Origin of the sequence: Halostella pelagica (assembly GCF_004762015.1) — an archaeon.
Lineage (GTDB): Archaea > Halobacteriota > Halobacteria > Halobacteriales > Natronoarchaeaceae > Halostella > Halostella pelagica.
Map to the genome: position 1 here is coordinate 162,994 of NZ_SJES01000006.1, position 18,149 is coordinate 181,142.

The 18,149-nt window shown below is 62.3% G+C and carries 12 protein-coding genes; 8 read left to right on the top strand and 4 right to left on the bottom strand.

The genetic code is table 11. The annotated features are described in order from the left end of the window. Positions 1-1,351 precede the first annotated feature (1,351 nt). Positions 1,352-3,253 carry an IucA/IucC family protein gene (locus EYW42_RS14680; RefSeq protein ID WP_135536044.1) on the bottom strand — a complete coding sequence of 634 codons (1,902 nt, stop codon included), beginning with the start codon at positions 3,251-3,253 and terminating at the stop codon, positions 1,352-1,354. Positions 3,254-3,494: 241 nt separating this feature from the next. Between EYW42_RS14680 and glnA2 the strand changes: the two genes are divergently transcribed. The 7 genes from glnA2 to EYW42_RS14715 all read left to right on the top strand — a co-directional run bounded on the left by glnA2 (position 3,495) and on the right by EYW42_RS14715 (position 13,087). Continuing rightward, the gene (gene glnA2 / locus EYW42_RS14685) at positions 3,495-4,835 is read left to right on the top strand and encodes a gamma-glutamylputrescine synthetase (protein ID WP_135536045.1); all 1,341 of its coding nucleotides are present in this window, start codon (positions 3,495-3,497) and stop codon (positions 4,833-4,835) included. Next, positions 4,835-6,064, top strand: a complete 1,230-nt coding sequence (locus tag EYW42_RS14690; RefSeq protein WP_135536046.1) for an MFS transporter — start codon at positions 4,835-4,837, stop codon at positions 6,062-6,064. The genes glnA2 and EYW42_RS14690 overlap by 1 nt, the downstream gene beginning before the upstream one ends. 175 nt (positions 6,065-6,239) lie before the next feature. Further along, positions 6,240-7,592, top strand: coding sequence for a diaminobutyrate--2-oxoglutarate transaminase (locus EYW42_RS14695; protein WP_135536047.1), 1,353 nt, complete (start codon positions 6,240-6,242; stop codon positions 7,590-7,592). Beyond that, the gene (locus EYW42_RS14700; protein WP_237561343.1) at positions 7,589-9,187 is read left to right on the top strand and encodes a pyridoxal phosphate-dependent decarboxylase family protein; all 1,599 of its coding nucleotides are present in this window, start codon (positions 7,589-7,591) and stop codon (positions 9,185-9,187) included. The genes EYW42_RS14695 and EYW42_RS14700 overlap by 4 nt, the downstream gene beginning before the upstream one ends. Further along, positions 9,184-10,971: an IucA/IucC family protein gene (locus tag EYW42_RS14705; protein ID WP_135536048.1), complete on the top strand. Its 1,788-nt coding sequence runs from the start codon at positions 9,184-9,186 to the stop codon at positions 10,969-10,971. The genes EYW42_RS14700 and EYW42_RS14705 overlap by 4 nt, the downstream gene beginning before the upstream one ends. After that, complete coding sequence (locus EYW42_RS14710) at positions 10,968-11,600, top strand: GNAT family N-acetyltransferase (RefSeq protein ID WP_135536049.1); 633 nt, start codon at positions 10,968-10,970, stop codon at positions 11,598-11,600. The genes EYW42_RS14705 and EYW42_RS14710 overlap by 4 nt, the downstream gene beginning before the upstream one ends. Continuing rightward, entirely contained in the window at positions 11,597-13,087 is a 1,491-nt protein-coding gene (locus tag EYW42_RS14715; protein ID WP_135536050.1) for a lysine N(6)-hydroxylase/L-ornithine N(5)-oxygenase family protein, read from the top strand. Before EYW42_RS14710 ends, EYW42_RS14715 begins: the two co-directional genes overlap by 4 nt. Positions 13,088-13,153: 66 nt before the next feature. Here EYW42_RS14715 and EYW42_RS14720 read toward each other — a convergent pair whose 3' ends face one another. The 3 genes from EYW42_RS14720 to EYW42_RS14730 all read right to left on the bottom strand — a co-directional run bounded on the left by EYW42_RS14720 (position 13,154) and on the right by EYW42_RS14730 (position 16,475). Continuing rightward, complete coding sequence (locus EYW42_RS14720; RefSeq protein WP_135536051.1) at positions 13,154-14,119, bottom strand: aldo/keto reductase; 966 nt, start codon at positions 14,117-14,119, stop codon at positions 13,154-13,156. Between the two features lies 1 nt (position 14,120). Further along, complete coding sequence (locus EYW42_RS14725; RefSeq protein WP_135536052.1) at positions 14,121-15,260, bottom strand: ABC transporter substrate-binding protein; 1,140 nt, start codon at positions 15,258-15,260, stop codon at positions 14,121-14,123. A 222-nt stretch (positions 15,261-15,482) separates the two neighbouring features. Next, positions 15,483-16,475 (bottom strand): MBL fold metallo-hydrolase, encoded by a 993-nt coding sequence (locus EYW42_RS14730; RefSeq protein ID WP_135536053.1) that lies wholly within the window; start codon positions 16,473-16,475, stop codon positions 15,483-15,485. Between the two features lie 167 nt (positions 16,476-16,642). Between EYW42_RS14730 and EYW42_RS14735 the strand changes: the two genes are divergently transcribed. Next, positions 16,643-18,061, top strand: coding sequence for a hypothetical protein (locus EYW42_RS14735; RefSeq protein WP_135536054.1), 1,419 nt, complete (start codon positions 16,643-16,645; stop codon positions 18,059-18,061). Positions 18,062-18,149: the final 88 nt, after the last annotated feature.

Genomic DNA, 18,149 nt, shown 5'->3' on the forward strand with positions numbered 1-18,149 from the left:
ATGCCAAACGATCTTCGTCGATAATTATATTTCTTCTCTGCCGTATTCAAGTCCGAAACCCGTAACGTTGCACCAAAGCTATTCCCTATAGACTAGTACTGCAGGTCCCTACTCTGCTTCTATCAGGCTATACGTGCGCTCATCTATTCGGTTTTCCCTCGTACTTCGATCTGTCACGACATATCGACTTTCAATTAAATAATTCACAATACATCGCACAATCGTTTGGTATTAGAAAACAGCACTCCTTCGAGCGTGGGCGTACCAGTTCCAGATAATTCAGGTTTCCCGGCGCATGTTGAGGGAGAAACACTGGAGACAGTCCTACTGCTGTAAAGCGAAACTGTCGAGCGGTCAACGTGGCACGAACCAGTAACTCAACTGTCTCTCTGGTCTGCTCATTGCTTTACGAATATACCGCTGTAATAGTTCTACACAGTCCTAATGGAGTATTACATTCTTCCGTTATCGGGGGCGTACCCGTTTTCTTACAGTGATATTGTTGTAATTGGTGGCCATCTCGGTCGGTGTTTCCACTGAGAGAGCATTACAACCATACGGCTGTAAGGGAAAATTCTCTGAGTACGCTCCCGGACGGTATCAACTGTACACCAAGATCCGAATGAATCTGATCCGTACTCAAACGTCGAACAGGCTCAGCAGTACCAACCGTAATAACAGATTCTAATGTATTATGTAAATATTATCCTTACTCGTTGTTCTGCTGACGGCTCCGACCTATATTCTTCGTTTATCGCTGTTGATAGGATATGGGTTTCAACAATAGATGGAACTCCAGCCCAACTGAAGTAAGTAAAAACCGTTCGATACACTGGATTAGTTAATCACCGCTCTTTAAGCTACCTTCGTACAGTCTCATGATTCGAGTGTGAACTCCCTCTGTCTAGTGTGATGAACCGGATATACAAATAACAGAATATCTATAATAAAGGGTACCCATATTATGATTTATATTCTTACTAGGTGGCTGTACTGGCTATTTGAATTAACATACATTACATTCGGCGAACTAGTTGTCTATCGGTAAACCACACTGTCGCGTCACTTCCGGGTTACCTTCGACGGTCAGTTCACTGCACGCTGTAGATACGTACTGTCCTCGTTCAGTAAACTGAGAGGCCTGTCCCGTACCGGCCAGTAAACGGCTGTCAGCGGCTTTTGTTGGGCAAAACCATTTCCCCCATCTCGTTGCATGTCAGGGTGAAAGCCTGCAGATTCCACACCTGTTCAGCCATGCGTCTGAGACGGAGAAGCGGCTGACATCGTACTTCACGATGTGTTCGTCATCACGGTCGTCCACAGGAACGGGCTTTGCGAGCGTGGACAATACTCACCGAGGAGGGCCGACGCTGCCTCGCCTCTCGGCGTCCGTTCCGGCCAGGGGATTCGAGACGGTGCCGTGACCCTTTATCTTCGGCCGAGTGCTGAAGTCACCGTAGCCGTAGTCGACGATCCTGTTGCGGTTCAGGCAGTGTTTCGTGAACCGAGGTCTGGTGAGGTCGAATAGCTCGAAGCGGTCGTCGAGTTCCGGAAACCGCGCCTGATATCTGTCGACTGCTTCCCTGACCTGTTCCCAGAACGTCCGTTCGTCGTAGTCGTGATGGCGAGCCAGCAGGTCCGAAACGTACCGAAACACGCCGACAAACAGCGTCCCGAAGATGTGCTGGCACAGCGGTTCCGGCGCGACCTGGTGTAGTATATGGTGTTTGTACCGTTCGTCCTCGCGAAGGTCGGTCGGAAGTACGTCGTCCAGTTCGGGGAGTTCCCGGTCCGTGATCGCGACCTCGTCGACGAAGTCCTTTACTGCGATGCGAGACGGGACTCCGTCTTCGAGGACTAACACGACGTTCGTACCGTGTGGCATGAACACAGTTCCGTACTTGTAGAGAAAATGCAGTAGCGGTTCCAGCAGAACTTCGAACAACTCGTCGAGCCACGCCTCCAGCGTCACCCCCGAGCGGTCGGCTAACGTCGTGACCACCGGCGTCCCGTCGAAGTCCTCGTGCAGGAGCGCCGCGAGTGTGAGCGGTCGCTCCCCGTCGTCGATCAGCGAGTGAACGCTCTCCCGCCAGACACAACCCAGCAGTTCGTGAAACTGATACGGTGCCTCCTCGAACTGTGAGAACTTGGGGTGTTCGTAGTTGACGCTCGCTACCTCGCCGGGCAGGATCAGGCGGCGTTCGTCCCGCAGGAACGAGTCGCCGTCCCGCACGGACTTGATGAACTCGGTAACGCGGGGAGCGGCCTCCGCCTGCTCACCGAGTATCCCGCGATACACGTTCGTGTTCAACACTCGAATGGGGAGTTTGACGTGACGCTTTTCCGGCGCTGAAACGTTCGAAAACGTCCGTATCGACTGCTGTGGCAAGTATTCATCGGACCCCTCGCCGAGCGGTACGATAGCGTCGGTGGCGATGTCGTCTGCGAACAACTGGACGATGCTATCCGACCACTGCCAGTCGTGGACCGGCAGGAAGTAGTAGTTCGCAGGATCGAGTCCGTCCTCGGTCAACGTCGCCCGGAATTCGTCGGCCATGGATCCGAGTTCGTCGTCGATGAGCCCAGCGTGATCGAGGCCGTCGACCCCGGTGAACGTCGCTCGGTCTCGGCTCGCGGCGATCCACGAGAGGCGCTGGCGCTGTTTGGACTCGGGCGCGTATTTGAGATAGTCGTCATACCCGAAGCCGACGCGCCCCTTGTTGTACGTGAACCACGGGTGGCCCTCCATTTCGCCCTCGATTTCGGCGTACGGCAGGTCCAGCAGTGTGTTCTCTGTCCGATCGGCCTTCCTCGCTCGGATGTGCGCGTCCGCTACCAGTGTGTTGTTGTACTCCCGGACGAGGTGTGCCGCCGTGGGTGGATCGATCCCGATGTAGTCGCGCGCGTCGAGGATGAAAGAGAGGGGATCGGTCGCCGACTGCCACTCGCTCCCGTGTTCCCTGCGCTCTATCGAGCCGGGCCTGATCCGATAGCTGTCGAGCGGGCGCTCCTGTGCGTCGAAGCGATACTCGACCCCGTCGGTCAGAGAGAGCGTGTATCGCGTCCACGTCTCGTCGCCGTCTCCGTTGCTTCCGGTGTTTCTGGAGGCGGGCTCTCGAATGGTCGCCATCGGTGCGGGCGTGATGATCTCTTCGTACATGAACTCAGCGAGGACCTTACGGAACAGCTCTCGGTTGACTGTTGTCCAGATGTCCTCTCGGAGAGTCGATTCGAGCGCCTCGACGCCGTTCATAGCTGTTCCTCCCTGCTTAGGGGGTCTCGGTTCCGCCTCTGTCTGATCGATGGGTCGGCCCGTCTACGCATACTTTTAGGCCAGCCTAAAAATTTATAAACGTTTCCGTTCATTTGTCGGACCTACAGGTTGGGCTATCGGCTGCCGATATCCTCCCACGCCAATGGTTCTGTTCGGGTGCCGACCCACGCTCCGTTAATTTTTAGGTTTACCTAAAATAACTGGTGGTACGGAATCATCGATGCCAAAGGAACAAACGGTGGTCGAACGATGTCGAGACGGCAACTGTGATCTCGTGCGGCTGTTGTTCGCGACCCAGAGCGGGGCCGTACGGACCCATGCAGTCGACGCGTCGAAGGTCCGGTCGGCCGTCGCGGACGGCGTGATGCTCTCACAACTCGTCCAGACGTACAACTCTCTCGGGGTCCGAGACAAGAACGGCCGGTTCGACGCCGCCGGCGAGGTCAGGCTCTGTCCAGACCCGGAGACGTTCCGGGCGCTGCCCTACGCAGAGCGTACCGGTGCGATGCTCTGTGACATCGAAACGGTCGACGGGGAGCCGTGGGCTGTCGACCCGCGGTCTTCGTTGCAGTCGTTCGTGGACGATCTACGGGACGCGGGACTCGCTCTCGAGGTGGCTTTCGAAAGCGAGTTCCATCTCTTCGAGAGCGCCGACGACGGGTCCGTTAGCAGGGTCGACGAGCGCGGAGCATACGTCACTGAGAGCACGCGGGAGACCCACGAGACGATCCTGGCAATGACGGACGCGCTGAAGGCCCAGGACATCCTGGTGGAGAAGTACTACCCGGAGTACGCGGCCGGGAAACACGAGATCGTAACCGGCCACGCTCCGGGCGTACAGGCGGCCGACGAGCACGTCCTCTTCCGGGAGACGGTCAACAGCGTCGCACACGACCACGGGTACAACGCGACGTTTCTGCCGAAGCCGTTCGAACACTCGACGAACGGGTGTCACATCCACCTGTCGCTGTGGGACGACACGAACCGGTTCTACGACGCCGATCGCGGCGGGGTGAGTCAGACGGGTCGACAGTTCATCGGGGGCGTTTTAGCGCATGCAGACGCGCTCGTCGCGCTGACCGCGCCGACAGCGAACTCATACACCCGACTACGCCCGCAACTCGGCGCGACGGCGTTTCGCTGCTGGGGACGGGGGAACCGCGAAGCCCTGGTTCGAGTGCCGGCGGTCGGACAGTCCGACCCGGCGGCCGCGACCCGGATCGAGTTCCGGGCGGCTGACTGCACGGCTAACCCGTACCTCGCTCTGCTGGGTCTCCTGGCCGCGGGCTACGACGGCATCGAACGCGGACTTGACGTGCCCGAGTCCGTCTCCGTCGACCCGGCGACGCTCACGGCGGCAGAGCGCGACGCACACGACGTGACACGGCTCCCCCGGACGCTGGGCGAGGCACTCGACGCGTTCGAGGACGACCCAGTCATGCGTGAGACGCTGGGTGCGACACTGTTCGAGACCTATCTCGACGTCAAACGGAGCCACTGGGAGCAGTTCACCGATAGCGCGGTCTCCTGGGAGCGGGAGCGACTCCGGAGTGTCTACTAATGGCGACGCGGCGACTCGGCGTGTTCGGGCTCCCTCACGCCGTCGTAGCGGTCCTCGTCAGCACGTTTTTCCTGGGGTTCGGCGGCGGTGTCGTCTTCCCGATACTCCCGAACCTCGGGGCGGTCGTCGGTATCGCTCCGGTCGTCGTCGGCGTGATCTTGAGCGCGAACCGCATCGTCAGGCTGCTGGCGAACGCCCCGGTCGGGGCCGTCGTCGATCGCGTCGGGACGCGAACGCCGTTCGTCGCCGGCGTGATCCTCGAAACGGTGGCGACCGCGGGCTATCTGCTCGCTTTGCGCAGTTCCATGCCTGCCGTGTGGTTCCTCGGCGCGCGTGTACTGTGGGGCCTCGGGAGCGCCTTCGTGCTCGCGACCGCATACACGATCGCGGCTGACGTCTGCGATCCTGAGTCAAGGGGCCGGACGATGAGTATCGTCCGCGGCGGCACGTCGTTGGGGTTTCCCGCGGGGATGTCTCTGGGCGGGATAGTCGGCGAGGTGTACGGAGCCAGCGCCGCGTTCGCCGTCGCGACCGGTCTCTCCGTGCTGGCCTGTCTCGTCACCTACGTCGCGATCCCCGAGACCCACGCGGTAGACGGCACCGGCGGCGTTGCCCTCCGTAACATCGATCTCAGTTCGCCAGCGCTGATCACCGGCGGGGCGAACTTCGCCCTGCTTTTCACTTACAACGGCGTCGTGTTCGCGACGCTCGTGTCGTTCCTCGACACCGTGGAGGCAGGTGGTGTCGCGGTCGGTGCACAGGGTACCTCCGGCGTACTCATCGGTGCTAGCGTCCTCACAGGCTCAATCTTCTCGGTGGCTGGCGGAAAAGCGAGCGACATCATGGGTCGCCGCGTTCCCGTGATCCTCACCTGTTTCGTCTGCCTGTCGGCCGGAATGGTACTGCTGGCGATCGGGACGACGTTCCCGATACTCCTCGCGTCTGTCCTGCTTTTGGGTGCCGGGCAAGGCGGCGTGGGCGGTCCGCTCGTCTCGCTGCTTGGCGACCTAACCGCGAGCGCCGAAATGGGGAGTGCGACGGGGACGTACAATGCGCTGGGAGATCTGGGCGCGACGGTCGGGTTGCTCGTGTCGCTCCCGCTCGGGAACACGATCGGGTTCCCGTCGCTGTATCGGCTCACGGCACTCGTCCCCATCTCCGCCGCCGTGGTGGTCATAGGCTGTCTCTACACTACCTACGACGAAATCCCGAGCGTAACCAGCGGCTGAGGGCACCCACCTTCCGTTTCCGGGACCACGAGACAGCGGGGTCGACTCAGAACTACCCGAGATATTTTTGGCTGGCCTAACCCAACACGCTTTTCAAGTTTTAGGCCAACCTAAAAAATGTGCTACTGACACAGATTCGTTACGGACGCATCAGCGATACAGCGGAGGGTGAGCAATGAGAACCGAACAGTCAAACGCCCGACTGCGTGAGAGTCAGAGCAACCGCGAATCAAGCGCCCGAACGTATCCTCGGTCGTTACCGTTCGCGATCTCTCGCGCGCGGGGCCTGGAAATCGTGGACGCTGACGGAAACGAGTATCTCGACTGCCTTGCCGGTGCGGGCACGCTCGCTCTCGGGCACAACCACCCGAAGGTGACGCGCGAACTTGAGCGACTCCTCGCGGAGGAGCGGCCGCTTCACACCCTCGACATCACGACGCCCGAGAAGGAGGCGTTCGTGGACACGCTGTTCGAGAGCCTGCCCGAGGAATTCACCGAAAGTGCGAAGGTCCAGTTCTGTTCTCCGGCGGGTACCGACGCCGTGGAAGCGGCGCTCAAACTCGTCAAAACCGCTACCGGGAACCGCTCCGTCCTCGGGTTCCAGGGCGGCTATCACGGGATGACCAGCGGATCTCTCAGTCTCATGGGCGATACGGACGCGAAAGAAGCGGTCCCGGGACTGATGAGTGACGTCCATCATCTCCCGTATCCGGACCGCTACCGGCACCCGTTCGGGCCCGACGGCGACCACGAGTCGATTAGCCACTTCGTTGATCGAGTGATCAACGATGGCGAGAGCGGCGTCACCGATCCGGCAGGGATGATCCTCGAACTCGTTCAGGGCGAGGGCGGCGTCAATCCCGCGCCGGACGACTGGGTCCGGGAGGTGAGACGGCTCACCCGCGAGGCGGATGTCCCGTTGATCGTCGATGAGATCCAGACCGGTATGGGGAGGACCGGCGAGACGTGGGCGTTCGAACGCGCCGACATCGTTCCGGACGTTATCACCTGCTCGAAGGCCGTCGGGGGCGGGCTTCCGCTCGCAGTCGTCGTCTACGACGAATCCCTCGACGAGTGGGAACCCGGTGCTCACGCCGGGACGTTCCGCGGCCATCAACTCGCGATGGCGGCCGGCCGCGTTACGATGCGTCACATCATGGAGGAAAACCTCGACGAGCACGCGGCCGAGATGGGCGCGCGACTCAGGCGGCCCCTCGAAACGCTGGCCGACCGGTTTGACGCCGTCGGCGACGTCCGGGGCCGAGGGCTGATGCTCGGAGTCGAGTTCGTTGATCCCGAGGCCGTCGTCGACGGCGAGGTTCCCCCGCCCGACGGCGACCTCGCATCGGCCGTGTCGTCGGCCTGTTTCGACCGCGGCCTGATCATCGAGACAGGGGGGCGCGATTCCGCGGTCGCGCGGTTCCTGCCGCCGCTTGTCATCTCCGCCCGGCAGATCGACGAGATCGCGGCTCGTTTCACCGAAGCTGTCGAATCGACGGTGTCGAACCGGAGGGCGGTTTCGGAATGAAGTCTCGGAAGTCGCTCGACGGAGACGGCGGGCATCCGGACGGGCGAACACTCGCGGACGGGCTCTTCCTCGGCAGTCCGACGGGGAACAGGAAGTATCTCGACGCGATGCAGTGGACGACCGACGCGGTTGCAGACGCCGTCGGCGACACTGACCGTCCGTACTCAGGTCGTCAGTACGAGGCGCTCCGTTCGAGTCTGGACTGCGACACGATACCCGACTCGGGGTCCCCGTTACTTGAGGTTCTCGAAGAGGTCGCCGAGGAGGTTCTTGAAAACTCCGTTTATCCGAACGACGAGGCCTGTGTGGCGCATCTCCAGTGCCCGCCGATGATCCCTGGACTGGTCGCAGAGGCGATGCTCACGGCGATCAATCAGTCGATGGACTCCTTCGACCAGGCCCCGGCCGCGACGGTGGTCGAAGAGCGGTTGATCGACGACCTCACAGCCCTGTTCGACCTCGGAAAGGACGCTGACGGGGTCGTCACGACCGGTGGCACGCAGTCGAACTATCAGGGCCTGTTGCTCGCCCGCGACCGGTACGTCGCCGACCGTCTCGACCGTTCGGTTCGGGAGTGCGGGCTCCCCCCCGAGGCGGCCGACATGCGCGTGCTCTGTTCCGACCAGGCCCACTTCACCGCGGCCCAGGCGGCAGCGGAGCTCGGACTGGGGGAGGACGCTGTGGTCACCGTCCCGAGCGACGACGAGTACAGGATGGACACTCGGTCGCTGCGATCGGCGATACAGCGCCTGGAATCCGACGGGAAACGTCCGTTCGCCCTGTTTTGCACCGCTGGGACGACGGACTTCGGAAGCATCGACCCGCTCGCGGAACTCGCGGACATCGCCGCCGAACACGACCTCTGGTACCACGTTGACGCGGCTTACGGCGGTGCGGTCGCCGTCAGCGACGACCATCGGGAGTCGATCGCCGGCATCGAACAGGCCGACTCGCTTGCCGTCGACTTCCACAAACTGTTCTTCCAACCGATCTCCTGCGGCGCGTTCCTGCTTGGGGACGGCGGCGACTTCGACCTGATGACACGCAACGCGGCGTACCTCAATCCGGAGGACGACGACGTTCCTCACCGCGTCGAGAAGTCCGTCCTGACGACGCGACGCTTCGACGCGCTCAAACCGTACGTCGCCTTCCGTACGCTCGGCCGCAAGGGAATGGCGGCACTCGTCGACCGAACCCTGGAAACCGCGGACCGGGCGGCCGAGATGGTCCGCGCCGCTCCCGCCTACGAACTCGCTTGCGACCCGACGCTTAACGTGGTCACGTTCAGATACAAACCCGAACGGCAACATCCTGATCTGTCCGCGGAGGAGTGGTCCGACCGCGTGAACGCCGAGATCCGCGAATCAATGTTCGACGCGGGCGAGGCTGTCGTCGCACGGACCGCGGTCGACGGGCGGACGCATCTCAAGCTCACGTTGTTGAATCCACGCACGACGGAAGCGGATGTCCGGAAACTCCTCAAGGAGGGGAAGCAGCTAGCCGCGGCCGTCGAGGCCGGCGAGTCGGAACGAGCGGATTCGTCGACGGACAGCACGCGAGTCGATGATGCCTCGGTTCGGGGGGTGGACCAATGACGACCGTGAGTGCGGGCTGTTCGACGCCCGACGAGCACGCGGAGTCGGCCACATTCCACGCGTTCCTCAACTGTTATCTCAGGGAGACCGGCGACGGCGAGATAGTCTCTGCGGCCGAGACGGCGGTCGACGCCGACGGTCGCGTCGTCCGGATCCCCTTCGAACGGCAGTGGACGACGGCGTACGTCCCGCTTCGGTACGAGTCAGCCACGGGGCGGCATCTGTTCAACCTCCCAGGGTACACCCACTGCGGCGACGGGGGCGTCGTGGAGATAGACGCCGGGACGCTCGCCGCACTCGCGCGCCGCGAACTCGCGCTGTCGGCGACCGGTATGCCCGTCTCGGCCGGGACGGACCTCTTCCGTCGCGTCCTGGCGTCTCGCGCGGCGATCGAACGGTTCGTCCGACAACGCGACGACACCGACGGACTGTACGGCACCGAGACGACGTTCCGCGACGCCGAACAGTCGCTACTGTACGGTCATCTCCTCCATCCGACGCCGAAGAGTCGCGAAGGCGTGACCCCGCACGACGCGCCGACGTACGCTCCGGAGCTCCGCGGCGAGTTCCAACTGCGGTACTTCGCGGCGGAGCCGGACGTGGTTTCGGACTGGTCGGCCCGTGACGGTACTGCGGCCGAGTGGGTTTCGGAGACGCTGGCAGGGGACTGTCCAGCGGACGCCGCAGCGGCTATCGACGACGGTAAGGTTCTCGTTCCGACCCATCCGTGGCAGGCCGACTATCTGAGCTCACAGGACCACGTCGCTGCGGCGCTGGCGCGAGGCGACCTGACCGACCTCGGCGCGTTCGGCCCGACGTTCTATCCGACATCGTCCGTCCGCACGCTGTGGAGCCCGGACGCCCCGTTCATGGTCAAGGGGTCGCTCGCCGTCGAAATCACGAACGCCGAGCGGACGAACAAGCGCCCGGAGCTAGCCCGCGGCGTCGCCGTCTCGGAGTTGCTCGGGACGGAGTTCGGGGACCGATTGCGCGGGGAGTTCCCTCGGTTCAGCATCGTAGAGGATCCGGCCGCACTGACTGTGGACATCGGTGACGGTCCGGAGTCCGGGTTCGAGACGGTCCTCCGCGAGAACCCCTTCCGCGGCGCGGACGCCGAGAACGTCTCGCCGGTCGTCGCGCTCTGTCAGGACGGGGTCGACGGTCCGTCCCGACTCGCCCGCGTCGTCCGGAATCTCGCACAGCAGAGAGACCGCCCCGAGAACGAGGTCGCCCGCGAGTGGTTCCGCGAGTACCTCGCCGTCACGCTCCGGCCGGTTCTGTGGACGTACTTCGAACTCGGCGTCGGCGTCGAGGCCCACCAGCAGAACACGCTCGTGGGACTCGACGACCATGGCTGGCCCGCCGAGGGGTACTACCGCGACAACCAGGGCTACTACTTCCCGGAGTCGCGCTACGAGGCCGTCGACGAGTGGCTCCCCGGTGTCGGCGAGCGGGCGGACACGATCTGTCCCGATCCCGTCGCCGACGAGCGACTCCGGTACTACACCGTCTGTAACAACGCCTTCGGGGTCGTAAACGCGCTGGGCGTTGCCGGGCTCGTCGACGAGTCGGCGCTCCTCGCCGATCTCCGGTCGGAACTCGAAGCGCTTCGGGAGTTCGAACCGCCCGCCTCGGAGTTCGTCTCTGCTCTCCTGACAGACGAGCGAATCCCCTGTAAGGGGAACCTTCTGACCCGTTTCGAGGGGTTAGACGAACTGGAGGGATCGCTCGAGAACCAGTCCGTCTACGTCGAGATCGAGAACCCGATAGTGACCAGAACATGACTGACGCGCTCAGCATCGTCGCCGACGACTGCTCGTACAGACGCCGCGTCGAGAGCATCGACCGGACAGTCTCGTTCCGGCCCGTCGAGATTGGCCGGGACCTAGAACGGCTACACGCGTGGCTCGGAAGCGACCACGTGCAGCCATACTGGGAACTCGCCGCTCCGCTCCCGGTGTTTCGGCGGACGCTCGTAGAGAAGTTGGCGGACGAGCACATGACCCCCTACGTCGGCCGCCTCGACGGCGTCCCGATGAGTTACTGGGAACGCTACTGGCCGGCAGACGACCCGCTCGCGGACCAGTACGAGGCCAGTGAAAGCGACCAGGGGACCCACTTGCTGATCGGCCCGGACGAGTATCTCGGGAACGGCTATGCCAGCGCTCTCCTCCGGGGGATCGTCGATATGGCGTTCCGTCACGACGAGACCGACCGCGTCGTCGCGGAGCCTGACGTGCGTAACGACGCTGCGCTCGCGACCTTCCAGTCGGCCGGCTTCGAGCGCCGCGACACGTTCTACTTCCCCGCCGAGGGGAAGGAGGCGGCGCTGATGGTGTGCGAGCGCGACCGATTCGAGCGGGCGTACGCGCCCGGACGGACTACCGACGCGACCGAGGTGACCAACTCGTGACGGACGACGCTGACGAGTTCCCGACCGGCGAACGGGACGCGACAGACGCCGCCGCGGGACGGAACCCCGAACCCGAGTCGGTCCACGACGTTGTCGGGATCGGTCTCGGGCCGTTTAATCTCGGATTCGGTGCGCTCGTAGACGGTAGCGACGATATCGACCTCGACGCTGTCGTGCTCGAACAGCGGTCCGAGTTCTCTTGGCACGAGGGGATGCTCATCGAAGGAACGACGCTGGAAGTCCCGTTCCTCGCGGACGTTGTGACCCTCGCGGATCCGACCAACCCCTACAGTTACCTGAACTACCTTCGCGAGACGGACCGGATCTACGAGTTCTACTTCTACGAGACGTTCCAGATCCCTCGCCGGGAGTACGACGAGTACTGCCGGTGGGTGGCCGAACGGCTCGATATCACCCGCTTCTCGCGCCGCGTGGTCTCTGTCGAACCCGTCGACCACCCGACTGCGAACTTCCGAGTGACCGCGGTCCGTCCCGGCGACAGCGACGAACAAGCGAGCGACGCGACGGCCGGAACCGACGGCGGGGATCGGTTCACGTATCTCGCGCGGGACCTGGTCGTCGGTGTCGGCTCCAGACCTTACGTCCCCGAGGAGTTTCGGGACTTCCCGGACGACGAGGTGTTCCACACCGCCAGCTACCGGTTCAACCGGGAGGCTGTACTGGCGGCCGATTCAATCGCGGTGGTCGGATCCGGGCAGAGCGCGGCCGAGGTGTTTCAGGACCTGCTCGAACGCCAGCCCGAGGCGGACTACCGCCTCAACTGGGTGACGCGCTCGGACGGGTTCTTCCCGATGGAGTACTCCAAGCTGGGGCTCCAGCACTTCACGCCGGAGTACGTCGACTACGTGTACGACCTTCCACAGCCTGTCCGCGACGATCTGCTCCCGGAGCAGGACCTGCTGTACAGGGGGATCGATCCCGATACGAGCGACGCGATCTACGACACGCTGTACGAGCACTCGATCGGAACTACCGACCCCGACGTGAGCCTGATCGCCATGACCGAAGTTGAAGGAATCGAACGGATCGACGGCGGCCGGTATCGGCTCGACTGCCGGCAGTGGCAGGAGGAGACCGTCTTCAGTTTCGAGTCGTCCGCCGTCGTTCTCGGGACGGGGTATCACCGGCCGACACCGGCCTTTCTCTCGGGTATCGAAGACGACATCGAACGCGACGACCGCGGCCGACTGGAGATAACCCGGGAGTACGCGCTCGACACAGATCTCGACGGGGACGTGTTCGTCCAGAACGCCGAGATCCACACCCACGGGGTCGGAACGCCCGACCTCGGCCTCGGCACGCACCGAAACGCCGTCCTCCTGAACCAGATACTGGAGGACTCGCCGTATCCGGTCGACGAAGACACGGTTTATCAGGACTTCTCGCCGGCGGCGTTCGTTCGAGACGCACCTGGCGGAGCGGTGGCGGAGTCGGGTCGTCCCGAGCGTCCGACCCCGGACGACTGACACGACTGCGGGGTCTCCGGACCCTGTGTCTCTGACTGGGTGTAAAAGACAGTCCCCGGTTCGGCGTCAGAGCGTGTGCCGGACCGCTTCGTACGGTTCTTCGAGGTACTCGACCTGCGAGTCCGAGAGCGAGATATCCACGGCCTCGACGGCCTCCTCTAAGTGCTCGACGCTGGTGATGCCGACGACCGGCGCGTCGACGACGTCTTTCTCCAGTAGCCACGCGAGCGCGATCTGTGCCATCGTCACGCCCTTCTCGGCCGCCACCTCCTCGACCCGTTCGTTGATTTCGCGGCCGTTGCCCTCAAGGTACGGGTACAGGTCCGTGTAATCGTTGCGCTTCCCTCTCGCGGTGTCGTCCAACGCCTCGTGCGGTCGCGCGAGATAGCCCTTCGCCAGCGGGCTCCACGGCAGTACTCCCACGCCGTTCTCGCGACAGTAAGGGAGCATCTCCCGCTCCTCTTCCCGATACAGCAGGTTGTAATGGTTCTGCATCGAGACGAACGGTTGAAGCCTGCGGTCATCGCTCACCCGACGGGCTTCTGCGAGTTGGTAGGCAAGCGTCGTGCTAGCGCCGACGTACCGGACGGACCCGCGACGGACGGCGTCGTCAAGCGTTCGGAGCGTCTCCTCGACCGGCGTCTCGTCGTCCCAGCGGTGGGTCTGGTACAGGTCGATAGTGTCGACGCCGAGCCGGTCCAAACTGTGTTCGAGTTCCTGTTCGATGGCTTTTCGAGAGAGCCCGCAGGCGTTCGGGTTCGACTCGTCCATCTCGCCGAACACTTTCGTCGCGAGCACGAGGCTATCGCGGTTGTAGCCGCTGATCGCCTCGCCCAATATCTCCTCGCTCCGGCCGTCAGAGTAGACGTTCGCAGTGTCGAAGAAGTTGATCCCGAGATCGATCGCCCTGTCGATGAGCGCCTGGCTATCGTCAGCGTCGAGCATCCACTCCTTGCCGTCGCCGAACCCGAGACACCCAAGACAGATCCGGCTCACGGAAAGCCCGGTGTCTCCGAGCGAGGTGTACTCCATATTAGATATCTCCGCTTCGAATATCCGCGATGCGTTGCCGGTCGTAGAGCTGTTCGTCCCGCGAAAACTCGTCGGGGAACAGTTGCTTCGCAGCGCGCTCGGTCTTCGAGAGATTGATGATCGGCCCTTGATACATCCCTCCGGCCGGATACACATCGCCGTTCTGGACCGCGGTGAGTCGACTGGCCGCGCTGTGATCCTCCAAAAACGTGTGGAACGTGTCCTGGAAGTCCGAACGCGTCCAGTGTTTGTCGGTGTAGAACATCAGTATCTCAGGATCGTACTCTAACAGCGGCTCGTAATCGATCGTGCCGCGATCGGAGGTAAAGCTCGGTATATCTGTATCGTCGAGCGCGTCGCTTATACCGAGATCGTGCCAGTGCTTGTACGCGGTTCTGTCGCCGAGCCGATACAGATAGAACTTCTCGGGTTCCCTGGAGGCCGGAGAGAGGAGCGCGATCTCTGGTCGTTCGCTCTCCGGCGGGAGCCGCTGTTGAACCCGGTCGAGAAATTCGCTATGGAGGTCTTCGAGCGCCTCATATCGATCCGTTCGCTGGAATACCTCTGCGACCTTCTCGGTGGCTTCGTACAGGTCGTAATACGGATAGTCCTCGTGCCAGGGATAGGTAGAGAAGCTCGTATTGCCGCAGAACGGAGCGACCTGCTCGCTCACCTTTTCGACGTCGGATTCCTCCCAGTTCGGGATGAGGTTGATCATGTAGTTCGGATCGATGAAGTGGACCCCGGCGTCTAGCTCTATGAAGAGTTCGTTGTCGACCCCGTCTTGCCAGAGAGAAACCATGTCGTCCTTGCTCGTCGAAAGTCCCGGGATATCATCGTAGTGCCAGGTTCGGTACTCGTCCGTGAGAACGACAGCACTGGGCTTGTCCATCCCGAGAGCAACGCCCATGTCGGCCCAACTCGCGTTCTCAGCGACCCACGTCTCAGGAACCGAGTTGAACGTCACTTCACCGGTCGGCTCTATCGTGACAGAATACGACGAGTCGTCGTCCGCCTCTGCTGATTGGGAGCTACCGGTGCTTGTACACCCGGCGAGCAAACCGCCGCCGACGGCTGTTCCTGTGTATTTGAGGCAGTCTCGCCGCGTCGGTGTCGTCGATCCTATGGAATCTCGACCCATGATTTTTAGGCTGGCCTAAATATACAAAATTGTTTTGATTTAGGCAGGCCAAAAGATTCCTCCGGCAGTAAAGAAAGCAACGGTGTGAGGTCGGTAACGTCGCGCTCCATCACGTACTGCGTCCTGTTTAGAGATCGAAAGAACGGGGGTTTCAACGTCGGTGTCCGCCTGGCTCACGCCGACGCTCACCGTCGCCGTTAGCTGGGACCGAAAGCAGGCGAGTCAGTACGTCAGTTCCCACCGCTCCTCGTCCGCTTCCTCTACCTGCTCGCTAATTCCGTCTGCCAGTCGATATTCGGTCCCAGTCCGAACGACCGCATCCGCCCGCTCCAGGTGTTCCAAATGCGCGTACGACTCCCCGGGGCCGTGCAGAATGTGGATCCCCTCTAAGTCACCGAACAGGTCGTCGCTCACCGTCCAGGTGTCGCACGGACCCTTCCGCCGGAGCGCGTCGAGCACGTTCCACGCGCGTTCCTCGTGGTGGTGTATGATCGACTCGGCGCGGGCAGTCGGGTCGTCGATAGGGTCGCGGTGACCCGGCCACGCGCGGTCGTAGTCGGCGTCGGCGATGTGCCGGAGCGCGCGAAGGTATTTCTCCAGCGGACGCTCGACCCGGACGTCCGCGCCTCCGACGTTCGGCGTGTACTGGGGCAGGAGAGCGTCGCCGGAGAACACTTCGAGCCGACCATCCCGTTCCGTTTCGAAGATACAGAGACCGTCGGCGTGGCCGGACGTGTGGACGACGCGGAGTTCGTATCCGTCGAACGAGAACGTATCGCCGTCCTCGAACGTCGTTACCTCCGGGGCCACGTCGCCGGGACCCGAACCAGCCATCCGCTCGCGGAGGGCGCGCTGTTTGTCGTCGGGCATTCCCCACTGATCGAAGTACGCGTTCTGGTCGTCGTGCATTGCCGACCAGGCGTCCTCGTCGCCCTCGACAAGTGGGGCGTCGCGGGCGTGGACGTACACGTCTGCGCCGCTTTCGGCCTGGATCGGACCAGCCAGGCCCGTGTGGTCGCCGTGCCAGTGGGTGAGAAAGATGCGGTCGACATCGGCGAACCCGACACCGTGGTCGGCGAGCGCGCTCTCTAACTGTTCCCGAGTCGTCGCCGCCCCGTCGCCGGTATCGACCAGCACCGTTTCAGGGCCGTCCACAAAGAGGTAGGCGTTGTTATCCCCCTCGAAAGCGGCATTGGTCAGCGAGATCCGTTCCATACGCGTTCCTGCCGAGGCGACGAAGAAACGCTTTCGATCAGTGTCGTTTGTCGCGAACTCACCGCTAGCCGTCTGCTACCTGTTCTCGATGAAACTTCGAAGTCGTTGATCCGCCCAGTGGCGACGGGTTCGACACTTACAATATTGTCATGCCAGTAGTTTCGATAATGGATCCGAACAGGGGAGTACCCCGACGCGGGCTTGTCTGGCGATTCATTCAGGCCTGCATCGTCGCGGCAGCGTTTCTATTCGTCACTGACACGGTTGCCGCGAGTAATGCTGCATCCGGCCTCTCAGACGCGTCGCGCGAGTCGATGCGCGTTCCGCAGTGGCTGTATCTCAGCACTGGGGGTGCCGTGATCGGTGCCTCTGCGCTGCTGGCTAGTTTCGTCACGGATCGGGGCTTCATTCGAGAGATTCACGACTGGCAGCGAAACCGATCACTACCCGACAGCGTCCGGCGGAGTGCCGTAGCCGCGGTGCGCGCTCTCGGAGTCGTTGGTCTTGTTGTCGTCGTTTACACCGGCGTTACCGGGCCGCAGATCCCCACGGTCAGTTTCGCTATTTTGGTCACGTTCGTCGGCGTCCGGGCCGGGTTGACGATGGTCTCGTATCTCGTTGGGAACGTCTGGCGTGTGCTAAACCCGTGGCGCACGCTCACCGAGTATCTCCCCGCTGGCTACGTTTCGTACCCGTCCCGCGTGGGGCGGTGGCCGGCGGTGTTCGGGCTTTTCGTGCTCGTGTGGATCGAACTCGTCACAGCCATCACGACGCGCCCGGCGGTACTCGCGAGTGTTGTCGTCGGCTATTCGATCATCACCATCACCGGTGCAGTTCTGTTCACGCCCGACACGTGGTTCCATAACGCCGACCCCGTCTCTGTGCTGTTCCGATTCTACGGATCCGTGTCCCCCGTCACGCGAGACAGTACCGGTGTCTCGGTTGCACTTCCGGGGAGCGGCCTCGTCGAATCGGAACCAGTCGATGGATTCGCCGATGTCGCCTTCGTAATCGCACTCATCTGGGAACTCACTTTCAGCGGCTTCGTCACAACAACGGCCGGCGCGCAGTTCGTCGAGAGCGTCGTCGGGTTCGGTGTTCCACCGCTGCTGGTGTACGGTAGCCTCCTTCTCGGCGGCTACGGGGTGTTTGCCGGCGCATACTGGATAGGTGCGAAACTGACTCGACGAACGATCGCGACGTACGTAACACCGCAGTCGCTCGCACTCCGCTTCGCCCCGCCGTTGCTCGCGATCGCCGCGGGCTATCATCTCGCCCACTACGCCGGGTTCTTCGTCTCGATGAGTCCCTCGTTGACCACCGCTTTAACCGCGCCGTTCTCACCGCCGGCGAATCCGCTCGTGTTGACGCTCCCCGACTGGTTCGGCGGACTCGACATCGCGTTTATCCTCCTCGGTCATCTACTTGCGATCTTCGTCGCACACGTGACCGCATACGACCTCTTCCCCAGCCGGTTACAGGCGATCCGCAGTCAGTACCCCTTCGTGGCTGTCATGATCGGCTACACGGTCCTCAGCCTCTGGATAGTTTCTCTTCCGTCCGCGACGCCGCCGTACCTCGGTTGATCGGTACCGTGGACGATTTCAATGCAGGAGTCGACAGAGCGCAGACGCTATGTAGTAACAACTGAAACGATTTACACACCGATCCCGC

Excerpts from the sequence above, each read along its gene's own strand:
- EYW42_RS14725 (WP_135536052.1), bottom strand. The coding sequence starts at position 15,260 with ATGGGTCGAGATTCCATAGGATCGACGACACCGACGCGGCGAGACTGC.
- EYW42_RS14700 (WP_237561343.1), top strand. The coding sequence starts at position 7,589 with ATGAAGTCTCGGAAGTCGCTCGACGGAGACGGCGGGCATCCGGACGGG.
- glnA2 (WP_135536045.1), top strand. The coding sequence starts at position 3,495 with ATGCCAAAGGAACAAACGGTGGTCGAACGATGTCGAGACGGCAACTGT.
- EYW42_RS14705 (WP_135536048.1), top strand. The coding sequence starts at position 9,184 with ATGACGACCGTGAGTGCGGGCTGTTCGACGCCCGACGAGCACGCGGAG.
- EYW42_RS14735 (WP_135536054.1), top strand. The coding sequence starts at position 16,643 with ATGGATCCGAACAGGGGAGTACCCCGACGCGGGCTTGTCTGGCGATTC.
- EYW42_RS14690 (WP_135536046.1), top strand. The coding sequence starts at position 4,835 with ATGGCGACGCGGCGACTCGGCGTGTTCGGGCTCCCTCACGCCGTCGTA.
- EYW42_RS14730 (WP_135536053.1), bottom strand. The coding sequence starts at position 16,475 with ATGGAACGGATCTCGCTGACCAATGCCGCTTTCGAGGGGGATAACAAC.
- EYW42_RS14720 (WP_135536051.1), bottom strand. The coding sequence starts at position 14,119 with ATGGAGTACACCTCGCTCGGAGACACCGGGCTTTCCGTGAGCCGGATC.
- EYW42_RS14680 (WP_135536044.1), bottom strand. The coding sequence starts at position 3,253 with ATGAACGGCGTCGAGGCGCTCGAATCGACTCTCCGAGAGGACATCTGG.
- EYW42_RS14695 (WP_135536047.1), top strand. The coding sequence starts at position 6,240 with ATGAGAACCGAACAGTCAAACGCCCGACTGCGTGAGAGTCAGAGCAAC.
- EYW42_RS14710 (WP_135536049.1), top strand. The coding sequence starts at position 10,968 with ATGACTGACGCGCTCAGCATCGTCGCCGACGACTGCTCGTACAGACGC.